The sequence below is a fragment of the Alteromonas sp. V450 genome (assembly GCF_001885075.1).
Taxonomy (GTDB): domain Bacteria; phylum Pseudomonadota; class Gammaproteobacteria; order Enterobacterales; family Alteromonadaceae; genus Alteromonas.
The window spans coordinates 1,057,454-1,073,529 of record NZ_MODU01000004.1 but is presented as its reverse complement, the minus strand read 5'-3'; the positions used below and the strand labels follow the sequence as shown (position 1 = coordinate 1,073,529).

The following is a 16,076-nucleotide window of genomic DNA, read 5'->3' as shown; positions in this document are numbered from 1 at the left end:
CGTGCCCCTTATACCTCTGGTCGCAGGACAAAATCTTGATATTAGACATGCTTTTGGGATATCAAATATTTTTTGCGTTTAGTAACTGATATTCATTCTTTTAAGCCAGTGTACCCACCACCAAGCAGGCCCAACTAAAAGAAAGCGCAAATCGTCGAGGAAGGACGGCTTTTTTCCCTCAATATGATGCCCAATGAATTGCAGAGCCCACATAACAACAAATAAAACAAGCGAAAATAACCAAACGGAAATGTTGAAGTAGTCTAATGTATTTACGGCACCGAAACATAAAATGGTTAGAAGTGTCATCGCCGCCCCGATAGGTCCAGACAGTAAAAAATAATAATACAATACCGGCACAGCGATGATGTGTGCCCAGGTAATATCGAATTGTTCGATAAATGCCGGTACCGGTAAACTCCACAGCAAACCAATTGAGACAAAATAAATACTCGGTACGGCAATGGCGTGAATTATAACGTTAGTTTTATTTTGATGGCTTTCACCGTACTGGATTAATAGCCGCTCAATGCTTCTCATAAATGTCCCCTTAGCCTGTTATAAGTATTATATCTAAAGAGCACCCGACAATAATATTCACACCGCTAAGACAACAGTGTATGTCGGGACAACAGCGTTTTAATTAGTTTTTCATCACAGGTAAAGGCGAGCCCATAATAAACCATGTTGCTTTCAAGCTTATGATTTTTCACTTTCGCACTTAGCGCCACTTCTTTACCGTCTAACGAATAGTTTAAAGTAACCTCAGCCTCATCAAGCATGACAGGCCAATTGGGTTTGGCCTGTAGGGCCACTTTACACCCTTTCAAACTTAAGTCGATGATGATACCGGATACGTTTTCATCGCTGGGATAAACGTCTGCATCTAGCGTTACTGAAACGCCGAGTTGCGCTCGTTTTACTGAGCGAAGCCCTATACTTTCTATGCGTTTCGGAAATGATGTAACAAGCAGCCCAGAGGGTTTAGATAATAACTTTAGTACTTTCACCTTAAACGCAATGACTTGGCCAGTATCTCCCTCTAGTACAGAGCGCACGACAACATCATTGCCTACAGTAAGTGCGTCTCTGACAGTTATCCATTTTGCTGAAGTGGGAATATGGAAAAGCAAACACTCGTCTATGAGCATACCAATGTAATCTGTTCTAACCCGTTTTGGTGCCGCCGGCATCGCTATTTGCAAATCTACCGTATCGCCAGGCACCAGCGTACGCAACGATTCAAAACCCTCTTCGCTAAGTAAACTGCTTTGTATTTTTTCAGCCATTTGTATTTGTTATTGCTGGATTTCCTGTTTATTTGTTCAATTTACGCATCAAACAGCAACTTAGCAATACTAAGAGCAGAAAGCACCTTTAATAAACGTTAAAATTAACCGTTGTGCCAATCTGATCTATTGGGATAGTACTAATACATTGTTATGATGAAAGTATATCTTTGGATTGATTTTGGACAATTATGCGCTCCATTCTTCGCTACACATTAACGCTATCAAATTGGCGTGCTCATCAATTTGACGTTGTGCTTCAAATACCCAAGCACAACACCTCGTCACTGGTCCTTTCCCTTCCTAGCTGGATCCCCGGTAGTTACATGGTACGAGATTTCGCCAAAAACCTTGTACAAATGTCTGCTCAGCTAAATGATGACGCTGTCAATACACCTGGCGCTATGCTTTTTGTAGAAAAACTTGATAAACAATCATGGCGTATCGAAACGAGCGGAAAGCCTTGTACCTTAAACTATACGGTGTATGCCAATGATCTCTCCATTCGTTCAGCTTTTATGAACGACCAATACGCATTTGTTAATGGTACTAGCGCGTTTTTACAAGTATCAGGCTTTGAAAATGTGATTTGTGAGCTAGACGTTGAACTTAACGACGATGATCCAACAACCCATGGTTGGCAAGCGTATACTTCTATGCCAACTCGCCGCGACAGTTCTAACGCCTCGCGATGGCACTTCGTCGAGCAGAATTATGATTCACTGATTGACCACCCTATATATGTAGGCATTGCAGACACACATAGCTTTGACGTTGAAGGTATCAACTTCACATTATTGTTTTCAGGAAATAACAATATTGATTACGAACGAATAGCGAATGATTTAAAACCTATATGCAAACATCACTTGGATTTGTTTGGTGATCCCCAACCTATTAACAACTATTTGTTCATGACACTCCTTGCAGATAACGGGTTTGGCGGCTTAGAGCATAAATACTCAACTGCCCTCCTATACCCGCGCTTTGACTTGCCACAGATAGGAGACAGTGACAAAAAAACTGACGGCTACATCACGTTTTTGAGTTTATGTAGTCATGAATTTTTCCACACATGGCATGTAAAGCGAATCAAGCCAAATGTTATGGTAGCACCTGATTTGTCGCAGGAGACATATACAAATCAGCTTTGGATTTACGAAGGTTTCACCAGCTTTTATGATGACGTAACCCTAGCAAGAGTCGGTGTTATCGAACCTCAAAAGTACTTGGATATTGTGGCGCAGAACGTTAGCCGGCTTCTACAAAACGCGGGGCGCTTTAAACAAAGCGCGGCTGAAAGCAGCTTTTATGCTTGGACTAAGTTCTATAAGCAAGATGCTAGTGCTACAAACAATATCGTAAGTTATTACACAAAAGGAGGCATTATTGCCCTTGGTTTAGATTTACTGCTTCGTAAGCAGTCCAACAACCAAGTAAATTTAGATACGTTAATGAAGTTACTGTGGAAACATTATGGTGTGAATGAAAAAGGTACGCCTGATGACGTGATCCAATCTCTTTGTAAAACCCATTTCAACATCGACGTTTCGGCCTATTTAGATAGCGTTGTGTATGGCACAGAAGATGTAGAATTAGTGTCTTTAGTCCAAGATATGGGCGTAAACATCGGTACGCGAGCTCGCGTGTCAGGCGAAGATAAAGGCGGTGTTTCCACGCTACCAGTTATTAAACATCAGCTTGGCGCTACGTTAAAAGCAGGCACTTTTGGATTAACCGTAGTGCAGGTATTTGAAGGCCTAGCTGCAATGCAAGCAGGTATTCTTTTAAACGATGTCATCGTTGCATTAGACGGTCATGTAGTAAACGCGCAGAAACTTCAGCGACTATTAGATAATGCCCAAACAACCAACGTAGATATTACGCTTATTCGAGATGGACGACTTCTAACGATGCCTCTTGAGGTGACTGAAGCAAGAAAAGAAATGGCTTACATTGAAATAACGAATGACGATAAGCTTAATGAATGGCTAGGGAAATAACACACATTCTGGGGTTCTATATATTCCCCCCCATACATGACCGGTAAAGGGAGCACAAAAAAACGGTGGTTTTAATATCAGTTGTCAGAGAGTTAGAATGTCTTATATTCTCTTCGGCTTTGAGGCTAATAGCAGGCATTCAACTAGGTCATTTATTACTACTGACTTTGAGTAGGGGGGCATTTCACACCTGATATCCAAATGACTCATCAGAAGTAACGTGCCGTTCAACTATAGTTTTCCGTGAGCGCAGAATACTTGAAAAACTACTTTCTTCATGGGTTGTTACTAGGTGTTTATTTTGATAGCTTGCTTTTTCATTAACTAAGCCAAAAGGAATAATGACATGGAGTCAAAATATTTCAAAACTTTATGGTCTGGTTTAGTGCTCACCGCCAGAAATCCTGGTACGTTTGCATTCATCATCTGTTTATCTATAGCAATACAATCTTTATTCGGTGCACCGCCGGCAGTTGCCAATGCAGTGATAGACAAAACTATCCTCATCTGTAATACCCAAGCGCGGAATAACGATGCAACCTGTGCCAGTTACAGCCAGTATAACTTGGTAAACCGCGCAACACCGCTATTATTTGCGCCAACACCGTGTGACAATGGTCAATTGGGGCTGGAGTGTGATGTCGGGGCTAATCAAGCTATTTCTGAAGTTCGCTATCTAGTGATTGATGCTGGTAATGCGTCTTCGACCCTTTACTCACTAACGAGAAACGCATCGGGTACTGGAGTAGTTTCCCAGGTATTGCCGCTGGGCAGTGAAGAGGTTCAGCTAGAGGAGTCAATACTTGACCTTGAGGCTATTTATGAGCAATTACCCGAAGCCTTAACATTTCATATTAATCTCGATGGCACGGTGACCAATGGCCTTGGTCAGAGAGTGAGCAGTTTTGAAACGCCCAATACTAATAATGCTTCACTACAAAGCGCAGGTGATGGGTCTGTTATTGTTGGCAAACTTGCTCAGGAGTGCCCCAGTGCTCTTGCTTTTGCCATCTCTCTTACCTGCTCTAACACCTTGGGTGAAATACTCCATGATTTTAATGAGACTGAAGACTCTAACCTGAGAGATATGCTCGAATCAATCTCTGGTATCTCCGTGCAAGTTCAAGCTCTTGTCTGGAGTATTTCCGTTACGCTAAGTGATACTGAAGAAGCCCAATTCTTGTTTGCGGACGGTTCAGTATTGGTATTAGATTTAGAGTTAGGTAATCGTTTAGGCATTTCTTTAAATGCTTCAAAAAGCCAAATTTCGGGTGGCTCACCATTATCTTCTTATTTGGACGGAAAGGATAACGATAATATCCACGGCGGCGCCGGTCCCGTATCGGGGGGAGAAGCAAAAGCCATTTTCGATTCCCATTTTGAATGCCAGTCAATGGCTAATATCATCGGTTATAATAAAAATTATTTAGTAACCCGGGTCACTTACCCTGATGGTTCATCAAAAATTACCGCTATACAATATGAGGGCTCAACTGCCATATACGGGGCCCCTCATATTGTTTGTAACTAAAAGTTAAGCTGTTAAGTTAAGTGCTATTCCATCAACACATAGACACAAACGAGGAATAGCACTTAACATAAACTTCAGAGGACAAAATCGCATTGTGGTTTAAATGTATGTAGTGTTGTTCGTTTGAGGCTCGTTGTGTTTTGCTGAATACCAATCTAAATATTTGATGTCCGAGTCACAAAGCAGCGGTTCAAAAGCAAACAACCAGGTTTACGTACGCTTTTGACCAAGAATAGACGTTTTCAGTATGAAACTATATTACTCAAACTATGCGTAATTTCAGCGATATTTGGCATTTGGGTATGATACTTTAATTCTTTGGATGTCCAACTAACAACAAAAATTCGTGGTTTGTTATCTAGTATGGTATGAATCTTTATTACTTCCCCACATCAGCCGGACTGTAATTCTTATGACTTCACTCATACAGGGGACCTGCGGATTAACAGTCCGTCGTCTACCTGCGGACTATCATTCCGGAGTCTCGGATCGATAAGAGTTGACGGGGCGTGTGGCGCCTGTGAATGGCCGTATGAGACGCAAAGAAATGACTGCAGAGCAGAAGATTCTGTGATGAAAGAAAAAGGCGGGTTAAGGGTTTCTCCTTAACCCAACTTTTTGTAACTGCTATAATCAAGGGCGCAAACTACGCCGAATTTACTTTTACTGCTCGGGCGCCCCCGTAATAATGGTCTGTGGATCTAGGCGAGTTTTGCCCAAATTGATTCGCCAATCTAGATGCGGGCCTGTAGAGCGGCCTGTTGAGCCAATTGTTCCAATCTGCTCGCCCTGCTCTACTGTATCGCCAACCTCGACGGTAATGGTGTCCATATGCAGAAACGTAGAGAATACTCGCATGCCGTGATCTAAAATCAGCGTGTTACCGGAGTAGTACAAATCATCGGCCATCGTTACCACCCCATCAACCGGTGCGTATACGGGGGTTCCTGTTTCATTAGCGATATCCACACCGTAATGCGGCCATTTAGGCACGCCATTTAAAATGCGCTGACTGCCATAAACACCCGATATAACCCCTTTTGCTGGCCACTCAAACCTTGTGAATAAGGCGTCTAAATCACTGTTGCCGCTGCGCGCGTTTGCTACATTAATATTGTCTTTTTTAATACGCGCCGTTACTTCTGCAGGCGGCGTTACCATTTTCTGCTCTAGGCCATCTATTCGCTGAATATTGTACTCGCGTTTTTCAAGGGTGATGTCACGCCGCCACTTATTACCGTTAGCTAGCTCTACAATTAAGGTTTGCTGTAGTGGTGCTTCCCTTTCAAAACCAACGACAAACTTTCCTTCATGGTTAGTTTGAACGGTTTCGCCGTTGAGCATGACTTTTGCCCCCACCGGCGCTTGCCCGCGCAACAAAGCACCTTGTGTAAACTTGCCATTAAGGGCAACCTCTATTTGTTCTTGGCTAGAAAACACCTTGCTTTGGTCGTTTGACTCCACAGCCGCAACCGCGGATGACATAAAAACCGCTGCACTAAGGGCTACTACACAACGCGTTACATGAAATTTCGAGCTTCGTAACGTGTCGTTTGAAAGCGTAAATGGCATGGTAAATCCCTACTCTGTATTTTATCTAAGAATGTTAACCTTTTACCGTTGCGCCTTTGCCTACGCCCTCGTAAGCGATGACCTGGCAAACGCCGTCAGGCGTGCGCTTCTTTTGCTCTTCCAGCAAATATTGCGCTAAACACTCAACGGTTGAATCAGTTTCAATCACCTCACAATCTGACTTAGGTATGAGTAGTTCAAAATAGCCTTGTGATGACTCGTATGCAAAACAGTAATAATCCGCGTCATTAGCTACTTCACCTTTGAGCTTTCTGTCGCTGTAGGCTATTTCATCCTCACGTGTTGCTATATAAATATCTGCCCAACGGTCTGCCCAGTATTGCTGACTTTCAGCACACACTTTGCCATCGAGAATGATATCAATCCGCGAGCGATGACCATGCGCGATACGCTGACAATTGCCGTCGTGTTTTTTAAGGCCATGAGTGTAGTGGTAATAAGGAGAATTGATCACTTCTTCGCGTAAATGCAGCGTAATGTTCTCAACGTTTTCTGGAAGATGCGTCGCCAACACTTCTTTTAAGTAAACGCCAACAGATTCCATGTTTATCTCATCTGAATAAACAAATGCATAAGCTTCAGCCGGGCAATGTAGCATGATGCTACGCCCATCAGTGCAGGTAAAGCGCGCTTCTACCTGTTCAGAATCGTCGTCATGAATAACGTCTGCACCACTGTATTCAGCAGGTACAAGCAGCTTATGGTCGACATACTCGTCGATAAGTCGCTTTAAGTTCTTTTTTACGTGACCAAAGTCCTGAACCATGCTCTCTTCGTTAAGTTCACCGTCCAATATCACATCGACAATCCAGCTCTCTCCTACCATGCCACGTTTTGGGCAAAGGTAAGAGAAGTCCATCACTGTCAAATCATTTACAAATAATTGCATAACACCCTTGAATCGAGTTTATTTTCTACTGACTAGTATACGTTTTTTATCTTCACTTCGCAGCGACTAGTCCATTGAAGATTGGCGATTAAGCTGATCTTTTAAATTTGGTGGAATTCCGCGGATAGTTAGCGTATCCGTTGCTGGGTCATAAAATACCCTGTCGCCCATTAATTTACGCTCAAAGCTTAACGATATACCACCGCCTTGACCGGTAAATTTAGCAAGCTGTTTTAGCGCTGCCGGGTCTGGCTGAATTTCTTTCTCAAGCGGCACTTCCATAGACTGCGTAAAGGCAGAAAAATTACTGCTTGTCTCTTCATTTTGTGGAAGTCGGTTAGCCAGTTCATCTACCGATAAACTTTCACCCGCATCAATCTTTTCTTTAAAGTACGATTTAACTTCCTCTCGGTGCTGGTGCTGCTCTTGCGGATCTAGAGATTCACTAGCAAGGTAGGCGTCAACGGTAGAGATCAATTGTTTATTTTGCTGTTTAACATCAACCAGCTCTTCACAGCCAACAAACTGCATAAAGAAGTCAGATACCTTTCGCCCCATTCTCCCTTTAATAAAGCTAACGTAGCGCTGCTGTTCTGGCTGAATATCCCACTGTGTTAAATCGAATCGCACAGCGAGCTGCATTTTCGCTAAATCCAAGTGTTCACGAGCAGAAAGATCTAAAGAGTTTGTCACTTCAACGTGCGAGCGGGTATTTAACAGCGCAATCATCAAATACTGTGTAGCTAAATACTCGTACTGGCAAAAAATGAGAAAGCCAGTTTCTACCGTACCCGTTTCTGCCAGCGTACGAACTAAGCGGTTTGTCGCTGACACTGAAAACGCGTGGAAAGCGTCCTCGACGTTGTCACCCGCCGATTTTTGAATATCCATGTATTGCTTCAAGCCTTGTGCAAACTCAGCCACATTTTCAGTGCTTTTTTGCGTAGTTGCTTCGCCTTCTTCGTTTTCCACTTTAGCTTCTCGCGTGACTTCCGTCACAAAGTGGCCAACTCCTTTTCCAGGTTTAGCGTTGAAACTATGATTTATTTGGTGGGCTAGAAGCTCAATCTCCGGTGTTACCGCTAAGCAGTTTTCTCGTGGAATTGCTTCAATTTTTTCTTCTTTATTGACAATCAAACGATGTACAACAAAGTGATGAATCAGTGCACTCATAGAGTATTGGGTGTCCTGTTGCTTAAAAAGTGTCAGAAATATTCAAAGAATTGCAGGATTTTAGAATGAATGATTGTACTCAATCCAACAACGATTATAATCATTTTACGTGTAAAACCATTCTTTTTATAAAAGAAATCATAAAAAAGAGGCGTCGCAATGCCCCAACAGAGCCGCTATACCAACGACGAATTCGAAACGTTAATGAATAACGTTATTCTAACCCTTGAAGAAGGTGGTGCAAACCGCGATCTTTCGCTTATGGTGCTAGGGAATGTTATTACGCACATTCTTAATACTCAGGTCGCACCTGAAAACCGCGAAGCTATGGCAACGCAGTTTGCCGATGTACTCAAAAAAAGCGTTAGCACGAATTAGGGTAACGCTATGATACTTGCCGAATCACCTCGTCGCCAGCGCGTTACCAAACTGGTTAACTGGGGACATTGGTTTGCACTGGCAAACATTGTAATAGCCATTGTCATTGCTTCCATCTTTGTATTCTCTTCGCCCATGCCCGGAACGGGGGTCGGTACACTGTATCTTCTAGCCAATTGGTTTGGTCATATTGGCTTTATGACCTTTTTTGGTTTTGTGATTTTTATTCTTCCTTTATGTTACTTGGTCAACAACCCCAGTATTATCAAAGCAAGTGCGTCCGTAATTGCCGCGTCGGGCCTAGCTCTTTTAGCGTTTGACGCGCTGCTTTTTAATCGTACGGGCTTTCATATTAGCTTTTATGCAGCCGATCTATTGCGGAATGAAGCCCAAAACAAAATGGATATCGGCTCGTGGCAGCAATGGGCATTTCTGTTGTTGCTATTTGTTGTTTGGTTCAGCTTCCAACTTGTTTTGGCGAACGCGATATGGAAGCGCATTGATAAATTAACAAAACACAGAGTGGGCGTTCCTGTCACTACCTTTTTCGTTACCTGCTTTGTGACAAGCCACGCCGTCCACGTGTGGGCCGATGCGCGGCTTTACCAACCCATAATCAAGCAAGACAATATGTTTCCTTTGTCTTACCCTGCTACCGCGAAAACCACTATGTCGCGTTATGGTCTACTTGATTTAGCAGCTTATGAAGAAAGAAAACAGCTGCAGTTCAACCCAGATATTCACAGTATTACCTACCCTGCTGAACCGGTATATTGCTCTATCGATAACAGCAAAAATCTTACCGTTGTAGTTCAAGTCGATGACTCGCCATTGCCTGACTTAAGCAAAATTAACGGTGTAACACTCAACACAATGGCAAATTACTACGCTACCGCAAGTACGTTGCAGGGTCTTATTACAGCTACGCTATTCGGCGTTCCTGAGATATATCAAGAAGCATTGTCACAAAAACGGCCCGTTTTACTCGCATTGCCGCTAGGCTCTGGCATGCCTGTTTCTGTACACAGTGATATAGAATTACCGTTTAAACAACTTGCGGGCTACTTGCAGCCTTTAACAAACAACCACGACGGCCTGCACATTGCGTTTTTAAAAGGCAGTGACATACAAGAGTATGCCACGAATACCCTAAAGCGTAATCACGACATCATTATTGCCTCAGGCTCAACAGATACCTCTGGAAAAGGAAAGCTATATAGCACGCTCGATATAAGTACAAAACTGGCCAGTACTGAAGATTTGGCGCCAACTATTTTAAACGCACTGGGATGTTCAGCGCCGGCAACATTTTATTCTACGGGCCAAAATCTGTTATCACCGACACGCGCATGGCTTGTAACAACATCAGGCGAACGAATTGTCGTGCTCAACGAGAATAAACGCACCGATGTATTGAGTAATGGCAGTTATGAGATAAGTGATATACAAACAGGCAAACGCAGCAAAGACACACTAAATGTTGACTTATTAAGCCAAGCAATCAAGCATCTAACTCGATTCTCTAAGCAAACGTAAGAGTTACGCGTAACGATTTCAGCTTGACAAATTTAAAAGGTCTGCCAGCGTTTCAGCTCGTGTAACGTGATGAGCTTGATGGAGTTGTGCAGATTCCTTTTGATTGGGTGTTGCTGCAGAAAGAAAAAAGCTTTTTCGTACACCGGCAATGTCTGCAGCTAGTATATCTCGCCAGCTATCACCAACCATAATGCTTTGTGAAATATCAATTTCATGCTCTTTTGCTGCCGACAAAAACATACCTGCTTCAGGTTTTCTGCATTTACAGGATAATGCATAGCGTGCAACTATACCTTCTTGGTGGTGAGGACAGTAGTAAACAGGAAAGGTACTAATGCCGTGTTTATTAAACTCTTTCATTACCTGTTTCATAAGCGTATGAAAATCAGCTTCGCTGTAATACCCCCTAGCTATTCCGCTTTGGTTGGTAACGATAACGGGCAAAAAACCCTTGTTTTGGTAATGTAATACCAGTTCAAAAATGCCCGGCATAAATTCAAAATCAGTAAAATGCCCAACGTAACCAAAGTCACGATTTACAACACCGTCTCTATCAAGAAAAAGCGCCTTTCTCATTTAAAAGCTCCACTACAACTATCAAGTATTAACCTAACATGCATTTTTACGCCATACCTGAATATGGAAATCTGCGCTAACTGTGCGTAATTTACTAATGACGGTATCTATTTTTCCTTTCGGCAATGTCCAATAAAAAGGCGTCATCTTAACCAATGATAAAGCGTGCTCATCGTCTGATAACTCCACAGTAAATTGAAAAACCTCACTATTAACAAGGCTGAAACCTTCCCGAGTTTCGCGCGCTAAAGTATGTTCTTTAGGCTTGTCATAGATAAGTTTCTTTAACTGCATTAAATGTTGCGGCGCTGGATCTACAGTAATAAGAACGCCATTTTTTCGCAGCGTTCGTAAATATTCTTTATTACTGCCAGGTGCGAAAACTTGAATAATGATATCTTGGCTAGCGTCTTCAAGAGGCAATTCGAAGCTACTTGCAACTACAAACTGTAAATGTTTATTTGTCTTGGCGGCAATCTCAACTGCTATTTTTGAAATGTCGCTGCCAGCACCACTCACGTTTGTATAGTTAGAATGCAAACCTGAAACAACTGCGCTCAAATAGCTTCCCTCGCCGCACCCAGCATCATAAACCTTTATATTTTGCTGCGCTGATTTACTCTGAGAAAGCGCCTCATTAATGAGGTAAATCATTCTGTCTTTCAGCGGTAAATAAGTGTTGCGCTGATGAAAGTCTTTCCTAGCGCGTACCATTGCTTTATCGTCACCGGGCGCCTTTGAGCGCTTAAACTGAACCGGCAGTAGGTTTACATACCCTGCTTTAGATTTATCAAAACTATGATTGTTTTCACAGCGGATGGGTGAGGCTGAAAGTGAGATAGGCGTTTTACAGAGTGGGCAGTGCCACATGATAGGATCTTCGTTAAGTCAATTTGCTGCAAGGATACCAAAATCAGTACCTTTGCAGCAACATTGAACACCTGATCAGAGCGTTGCTAATGGGTGTTGTTCATCAGTCCAAGGAGATGAGAAGAAATGTTCAACAACGTCGTGGGGCACGTCCTCAACAGTTTGATATTTCCACTTTGGCGCCATGTCTTTATCGATGAGAAGCGCTCGAACCCCCTCTTGAAACTCGCCGCTTTCACCACAACGACACGACATATCAGCTTCCATCCTAAAACATTCAGAGAGTGTCATTGTCGCGCCACGCTTACATTGTTCAAACACCAAATGCATAGTGATGGGCGACCCCTTTTCTAACGAATTTTGACCGCGTTTTAGCCACTTATCCTCGTTTGCGTCAACAGCTAATATGCGTTGCACCACTTCAACGATACTATCGCTTTCGCAAACTGAGTTAATAAGTGCCATATTTGGTTCAACATTTGGCGTGGGCACAACGTCTGGTTTCTTAAGCGTTGCGAGTATTTCATCGGCTTTAGAATTTAACGCAGCGTTGAGCGCGTCACCCTCTTTTGTTAACGCACCAGTCCAGTCAGCGTCTTTTAGCGCATCTAACAGGTTGTGCTTTTCTGAACTACTGACAATGACATCACCAAGCCCGACATAGCAAGCATCGGTTGCGTTCATTTGCGCCCCTGTAAGCCCTAAAAATAACCCTGATTTACCGGGTAAGCGCGGTAGAAAATAACTGCCTCCCACGTCGGGGTACAAGCCAATGGTGATTTCCGGCATCGCCAGGCGTGAAGTTTCGGTAACAACGCGATGGCTTGCCCCACACAAAAGGCCCATGCCACCCCCCATGACAATTCCACTGCCCCACACGACTATGGGTTTGGGGAAGTTATGAATGGTGAAATCAAGCGTATATTCTGTTTTGAAAAAAGCTTCAAGAAAAGCGGGGATTTTTCCGCTAGCTTCGACCATTGCGTTGTACATAGAAACAATATCTCCGCCAGCACAAAACGCTTTATCACCTGCTGCGTCAATGACGACGCACACTATGTCGTTTCGTTGCTGCCAACCTTGGAGCGCATCCAACATGATGCTGGCCATTTCTAAATCCAACGCGTTCAACGCTTTTGGTTTATTCAATGTCAAATGACCAATAGCGTAACTGCCGTCTGCAGTTGCATGTTCTTGAACCTTAACCACGGCATTCTCTTCTAACATAGTTATTCCCTGCTATAGCACACTGCGCTCATCGGCAAGAATTCTTCGGCCGATAATGACACGCATTATTTCATTTGTACCTTCAAGTATTTGGTGAACACGCACATCTCTAAAGTGGCGTTCTAAAGGGTATTCTTTTATATAGCCATATCCGCCATGCAATTGTAACGCGTCGTTACAAACATTAAATCCCACATCTGTTGCAAATCGTTTTGCCATTGCACAGTAAGTGGTCTTATCAGCATCATTACTGTCTAGTTTACACGCTGCCATTCTAACCATTTGACGTGCTGCTACCAATTCAGTTGCCATATCAGCAAGTTTAAATTGAAGCGCTTGGAACCCTGCAATGGGTTTGTTAAATTGTTCTCGCTCATTCATGTAATCGCGTGCAACATTCAATGCTTGCTGTGCTGTGCCTACTGAACATGTCGCAATGTTAATACGCCCGCCGTCCAAACCTTGCATCGCCATTTTGAAGCCTTGGCCTTCTTCACCAAGTAAATTTGCTTCATCAATGTGAACGTTATCAAAAGTGATCATGCGGGTCGGCTGCGCATTCCAGCCCATTTTCTCTTCTGCTTTACCGTATTCTATGCCTTTCGCATCTGCGGGCACCGCAAATGCAGAAATGCCCCCCGCACCTTCTTCCCCAGTCCTCGCCATAACAACGAGTACATCAGTGCTACCTGCCCCAGAAATAAACACTTTCGAGCCATTGAGCACATAACCTGAGCTTGTTTTTTGTGCTTTAGTTTTTAGTGAAGCGGCATCAGAACCAGCTCCAGGTTCCGTTAGGCAGTACGACGCCAACTTTTGCCCCGAAACTAAATGCTCACACCACTGGTCTTTTACACTTCTTGTACCCCACGAAGCAATCATCCACGTTGCCATGTTATGAATGGTTAACATAGCAGTTGTCGTGGTACACCCCATTGAAAGTTGTTCAAAAATGATAGAGGAATCTAGACGTGATAAACCAAGTCCTCCTTCGCTCTCGGGGGCATATAGCCCGCAAAAACCAAGTTCCCCCGCTTTTTTAATTGCTTCTACTGGGAAGTGATGTTCTCGATCCCACATTGCTGCGTTTGGCGCGAGCTCCTGTTGCGCAAACTGACGTGCGGTTTCTTCAAATGCCAATTGATCGTCGGTTAAATCAAAGTTCATCTTACATACCTTTGGTTCGTTACGTTTTATCAGAACAATAGCGAATACTTACCCCTTACGTAAACGTAAAGGTAAATATTAATTTAAATAAAATTAGATGTAACGTAAATAAAATGTGACGAGAAAGCCTTTTATGACGTCAGATAACAACCAAAGAGGCTGCAGTTATTCCAATGAATAGTGCAAAGTACGCTAGCCGCTGATAAAGTTAAGCGATTAGTTGCCAAAAAAAGACCTTTTCTGTGGAATGTAGAATTGCCATTGTCGAAGATAATGCTACAGCGCGAACTGCACTTCGCGGGCATTTAATGTCCATAGCACACTTGTCAGTTAGCAGCTTTGCTACAGGTGCCGAGTTAAAATCAGCGTTGCGCAAACAGCATTTTGAGCTCTTACTTATGGATTACCACTTAGGCGAAGGTAAAACAGGGGTCGAATGGATAAGTGAACTTTTGGAACGAGGGTTCTTACGCCCAAGTACCGGCATTATTTTTGTTACGTCTGACCGTTCGCCCCATGTAATTGGGCGGATAATGGACCTACAGCCTGACGCCCTGCTCATAAAGCCCTACACTATTGCTTCACTAACACGTCAGGTAAAGCACTATTTATTCTACAGAGACTATATAAAAAATGTCCTTCAAGCACTTGATGATAAACAGCTTGAACGCGCAATCAATGTAGTACGCGCAAAAATTACGGAAGGGATCCCACCTCGACTGGTCTCTGAAATAAGAAAACTGTATGCGCGTCTTCTATACGAAAGTGGTGAGTTATACCGCGCACAAAGTATATACGACGATATCCTCACGCGCTCTGAGAAAGTGTTATGGGCACAGTGGGGAAAAATTAAGTGCCAATATGCTTTGGGACAGTTTCCTAACTGTCGTGATGACTTAGGTAAACTGGTAACGTCTAGCTTGGCCAAAGACAAAGCGTTTGAATGGCTTGCTTCCATTTCCTTCGAGCAAAATGCGTTCGATGATGTTGAAAAGTATCTTGGCGAGATTAAGTTTAGCGATTTAACATTACCTGCAGCGAAGCTAAAAACTCGCGCCTATCAAAAACAAGATAAAGTTGTAGAAGCCATCGACTTATTACAAAAAAAGCGTGCTATGCACAGAAGTGCTAAAGACAGATTCAATGACTTTACCTTTGAGCTTGCAGAGTTCTACCTTTTTTTAGCTGAAGACTCTCCCGAAACAAATAGACAAGAAAGTTTGTCTCAGGCAAGAAAACTTGTTGGCATAGCTGGAAGAAGCCAGGGCGACCCTCAAACACTCCAAAAACGCGATTATTTACTTGCGTTTTCAGCCCTGCTTGATAATGACAAAGAAAAAGCAGCACACTTACTAGATGGAGACTACATAGGCAACTATTTGCGTACAGAACCGTCTATCTTAGTTGTGGCTGCTAAAGTTCATCATGGACTAGGTGATGAAGCTAAAGCCAGTGAGTTACTAATGATGGCAAAACAAAAAAATACAGAGCATCACGCCATCTCTGAGCAGGTAATGAATGATGCTTTAATTTTTTCCGGAAGCGAAAGATTGGGTTTAAACCATTCGCAAGCTATCGCTATAAATGAAACTGGCACTCAGCTTTTCATTAAGGGCGAGTTTAATAAGGCGATGAAGCATTTTTATGATGCATTCACTTTATCCCCTCAAACCGCAGCATTTGGTCTAAACTTATTGCAGTGTATGACGGAATCAAATACCGGCGTATATCGAAAATATAATATAAATAACTTGTTGGAATCGATTGCAACGCTTCCTCTCAATGAGAATAACAAGGCGCGTCTAGAGCAACTTTCGTTGTCTGCTCAGGAAAACGCGCTCTAA

The 16,076-nt window shown here is 43.0% G+C and carries 14 protein-coding genes; 5 read left to right on the top strand and 9 right to left on the bottom strand.

The annotated features are described in order from the left end of the window. Window positions 1-78: 78 nt before the first annotated feature. Together BK026_RS04660 and BK026_RS04655 are read right to left on the bottom strand one after the other, a co-directional pair. The gene (locus tag BK026_RS04660; RefSeq protein WP_071814757.1) at window positions 79-540 is read right to left on the bottom strand and encodes a DUF962 domain-containing protein; all 462 of its coding nucleotides are present in this window, start codon (window positions 538-540) and stop codon (window positions 79-81) included. 65 nt (window positions 541-605) lie between these two features. Continuing rightward, window positions 606-1,289 carry a PilZ domain-containing protein gene (locus BK026_RS04655; protein ID WP_071814756.1) on the bottom strand — a complete coding sequence of 228 codons (684 nt, stop codon included), beginning with the start codon at window positions 1,287-1,289 and terminating at the stop codon, window positions 606-608. Between the two features lie 191 nt (window positions 1,290-1,480). On the opposite strand from BK026_RS04655, the gene BK026_RS04650 reads away from it, so the two are divergent. Together BK026_RS04650 and BK026_RS04645 are read left to right on the top strand one after the other, a co-directional pair. Next, window positions 1,481-3,292, top strand: coding sequence for a M61 family metallopeptidase (locus tag BK026_RS04650; RefSeq protein WP_071814755.1), 1,812 nt, complete (start codon window positions 1,481-1,483; stop codon window positions 3,290-3,292). A gap of 385 nt (window positions 3,293-3,677) precedes the next feature. Next, window positions 3,678-4,823 carry a hypothetical protein gene (locus BK026_RS04645; RefSeq protein ID WP_143142085.1) on the top strand — a complete coding sequence of 382 codons (1,146 nt, stop codon included), beginning with the start codon at window positions 3,678-3,680 and terminating at the stop codon, window positions 4,821-4,823. Window positions 4,824-5,486: 663 nt separating this feature from the next. Here BK026_RS04645 and BK026_RS04640 read toward each other — a convergent pair. The 3 genes from BK026_RS04640 to yejK form a co-directional block, all read right to left on the bottom strand. Then, complete coding sequence (locus BK026_RS04640; protein ID WP_071814753.1) at window positions 5,487-6,395, bottom strand: M23 family metallopeptidase; 909 nt, start codon at window positions 6,393-6,395, stop codon at window positions 5,487-5,489. A gap of 34 nt (window positions 6,396-6,429) precedes the next feature. Continuing rightward, entirely contained in the window at window positions 6,430-7,305 is an 876-nt protein-coding gene (locus BK026_RS04635) for a 6-carboxytetrahydropterin synthase (RefSeq protein ID WP_071814752.1), read from the bottom strand. A 66-nt stretch (window positions 7,306-7,371) separates the two neighbouring features. Continuing rightward, window positions 7,372-8,478, bottom strand: coding sequence for a nucleoid-associated protein YejK (yejK, locus tag BK026_RS04630; protein WP_071814751.1), 1,107 nt, complete (start codon window positions 8,476-8,478; stop codon window positions 7,372-7,374). A 159-nt stretch (window positions 8,479-8,637) separates the two neighbouring features. Between yejK and BK026_RS04625 the strand changes: the two genes are divergently transcribed. After that, window positions 8,638-8,856, top strand: coding sequence for a DUF1414 domain-containing protein (locus BK026_RS04625; RefSeq protein WP_071814750.1), 219 nt, complete (start codon window positions 8,638-8,640; stop codon window positions 8,854-8,856). Between the two features lie 9 nt (window positions 8,857-8,865). Continuing rightward, the gene (locus BK026_RS04620) at window positions 8,866-10,392 is read left to right on the top strand and encodes a DUF3413 domain-containing protein (RefSeq protein ID WP_071814749.1); all 1,527 of its coding nucleotides are present in this window, start codon (window positions 8,866-8,868) and stop codon (window positions 10,390-10,392) included. A gap of 18 nt (window positions 10,393-10,410) precedes the next feature. Here the strand turns inward: BK026_RS04620 and BK026_RS04615 are convergent, their stop codons facing one another. The 4 genes from BK026_RS04615 to BK026_RS04600 all read right to left on the bottom strand — a co-directional run bounded on the left by BK026_RS04615 (window position 10,411) and on the right by BK026_RS04600 (window position 14,232). Continuing rightward, on the bottom strand, window positions 10,411-10,968 hold the full coding sequence (locus BK026_RS04615) for a D-glycero-beta-D-manno-heptose 1,7-bisphosphate 7-phosphatase (protein WP_071814748.1): 558 nt from the start codon (window positions 10,966-10,968) through the stop codon (window positions 10,411-10,413). Window positions 10,969-11,001: 33 nt separating this feature from the next. Then, window positions 11,002-11,838 carry a putative RNA methyltransferase gene (locus BK026_RS04610; protein WP_071814747.1) on the bottom strand — a complete coding sequence of 279 codons (837 nt, stop codon included), beginning with the start codon at window positions 11,836-11,838 and terminating at the stop codon, window positions 11,002-11,004. A 75-nt stretch (window positions 11,839-11,913) separates the two neighbouring features. Further along, complete coding sequence (locus BK026_RS04605) at window positions 11,914-13,065, bottom strand: enoyl-CoA hydratase/isomerase family protein (protein WP_071814746.1); 1,152 nt, start codon at window positions 13,063-13,065, stop codon at window positions 11,914-11,916. 12 nt (window positions 13,066-13,077) lie between these two features. Next, a complete protein-coding gene (locus BK026_RS04600) occupies window positions 13,078-14,232 on the bottom strand; it encodes an acyl-CoA dehydrogenase family protein (protein ID WP_071814745.1) in 1,155 nt (384 codons plus the stop codon). A gap of 260 nt (window positions 14,233-14,492) precedes the next feature. Between BK026_RS04600 and BK026_RS04595 the strand changes: the two genes are divergently transcribed. Continuing rightward, a complete protein-coding gene (locus BK026_RS04595) occupies window positions 14,493-16,076 on the top strand; it encodes a response regulator (protein ID WP_071817497.1) in 1,584 nt (527 codons plus the stop codon).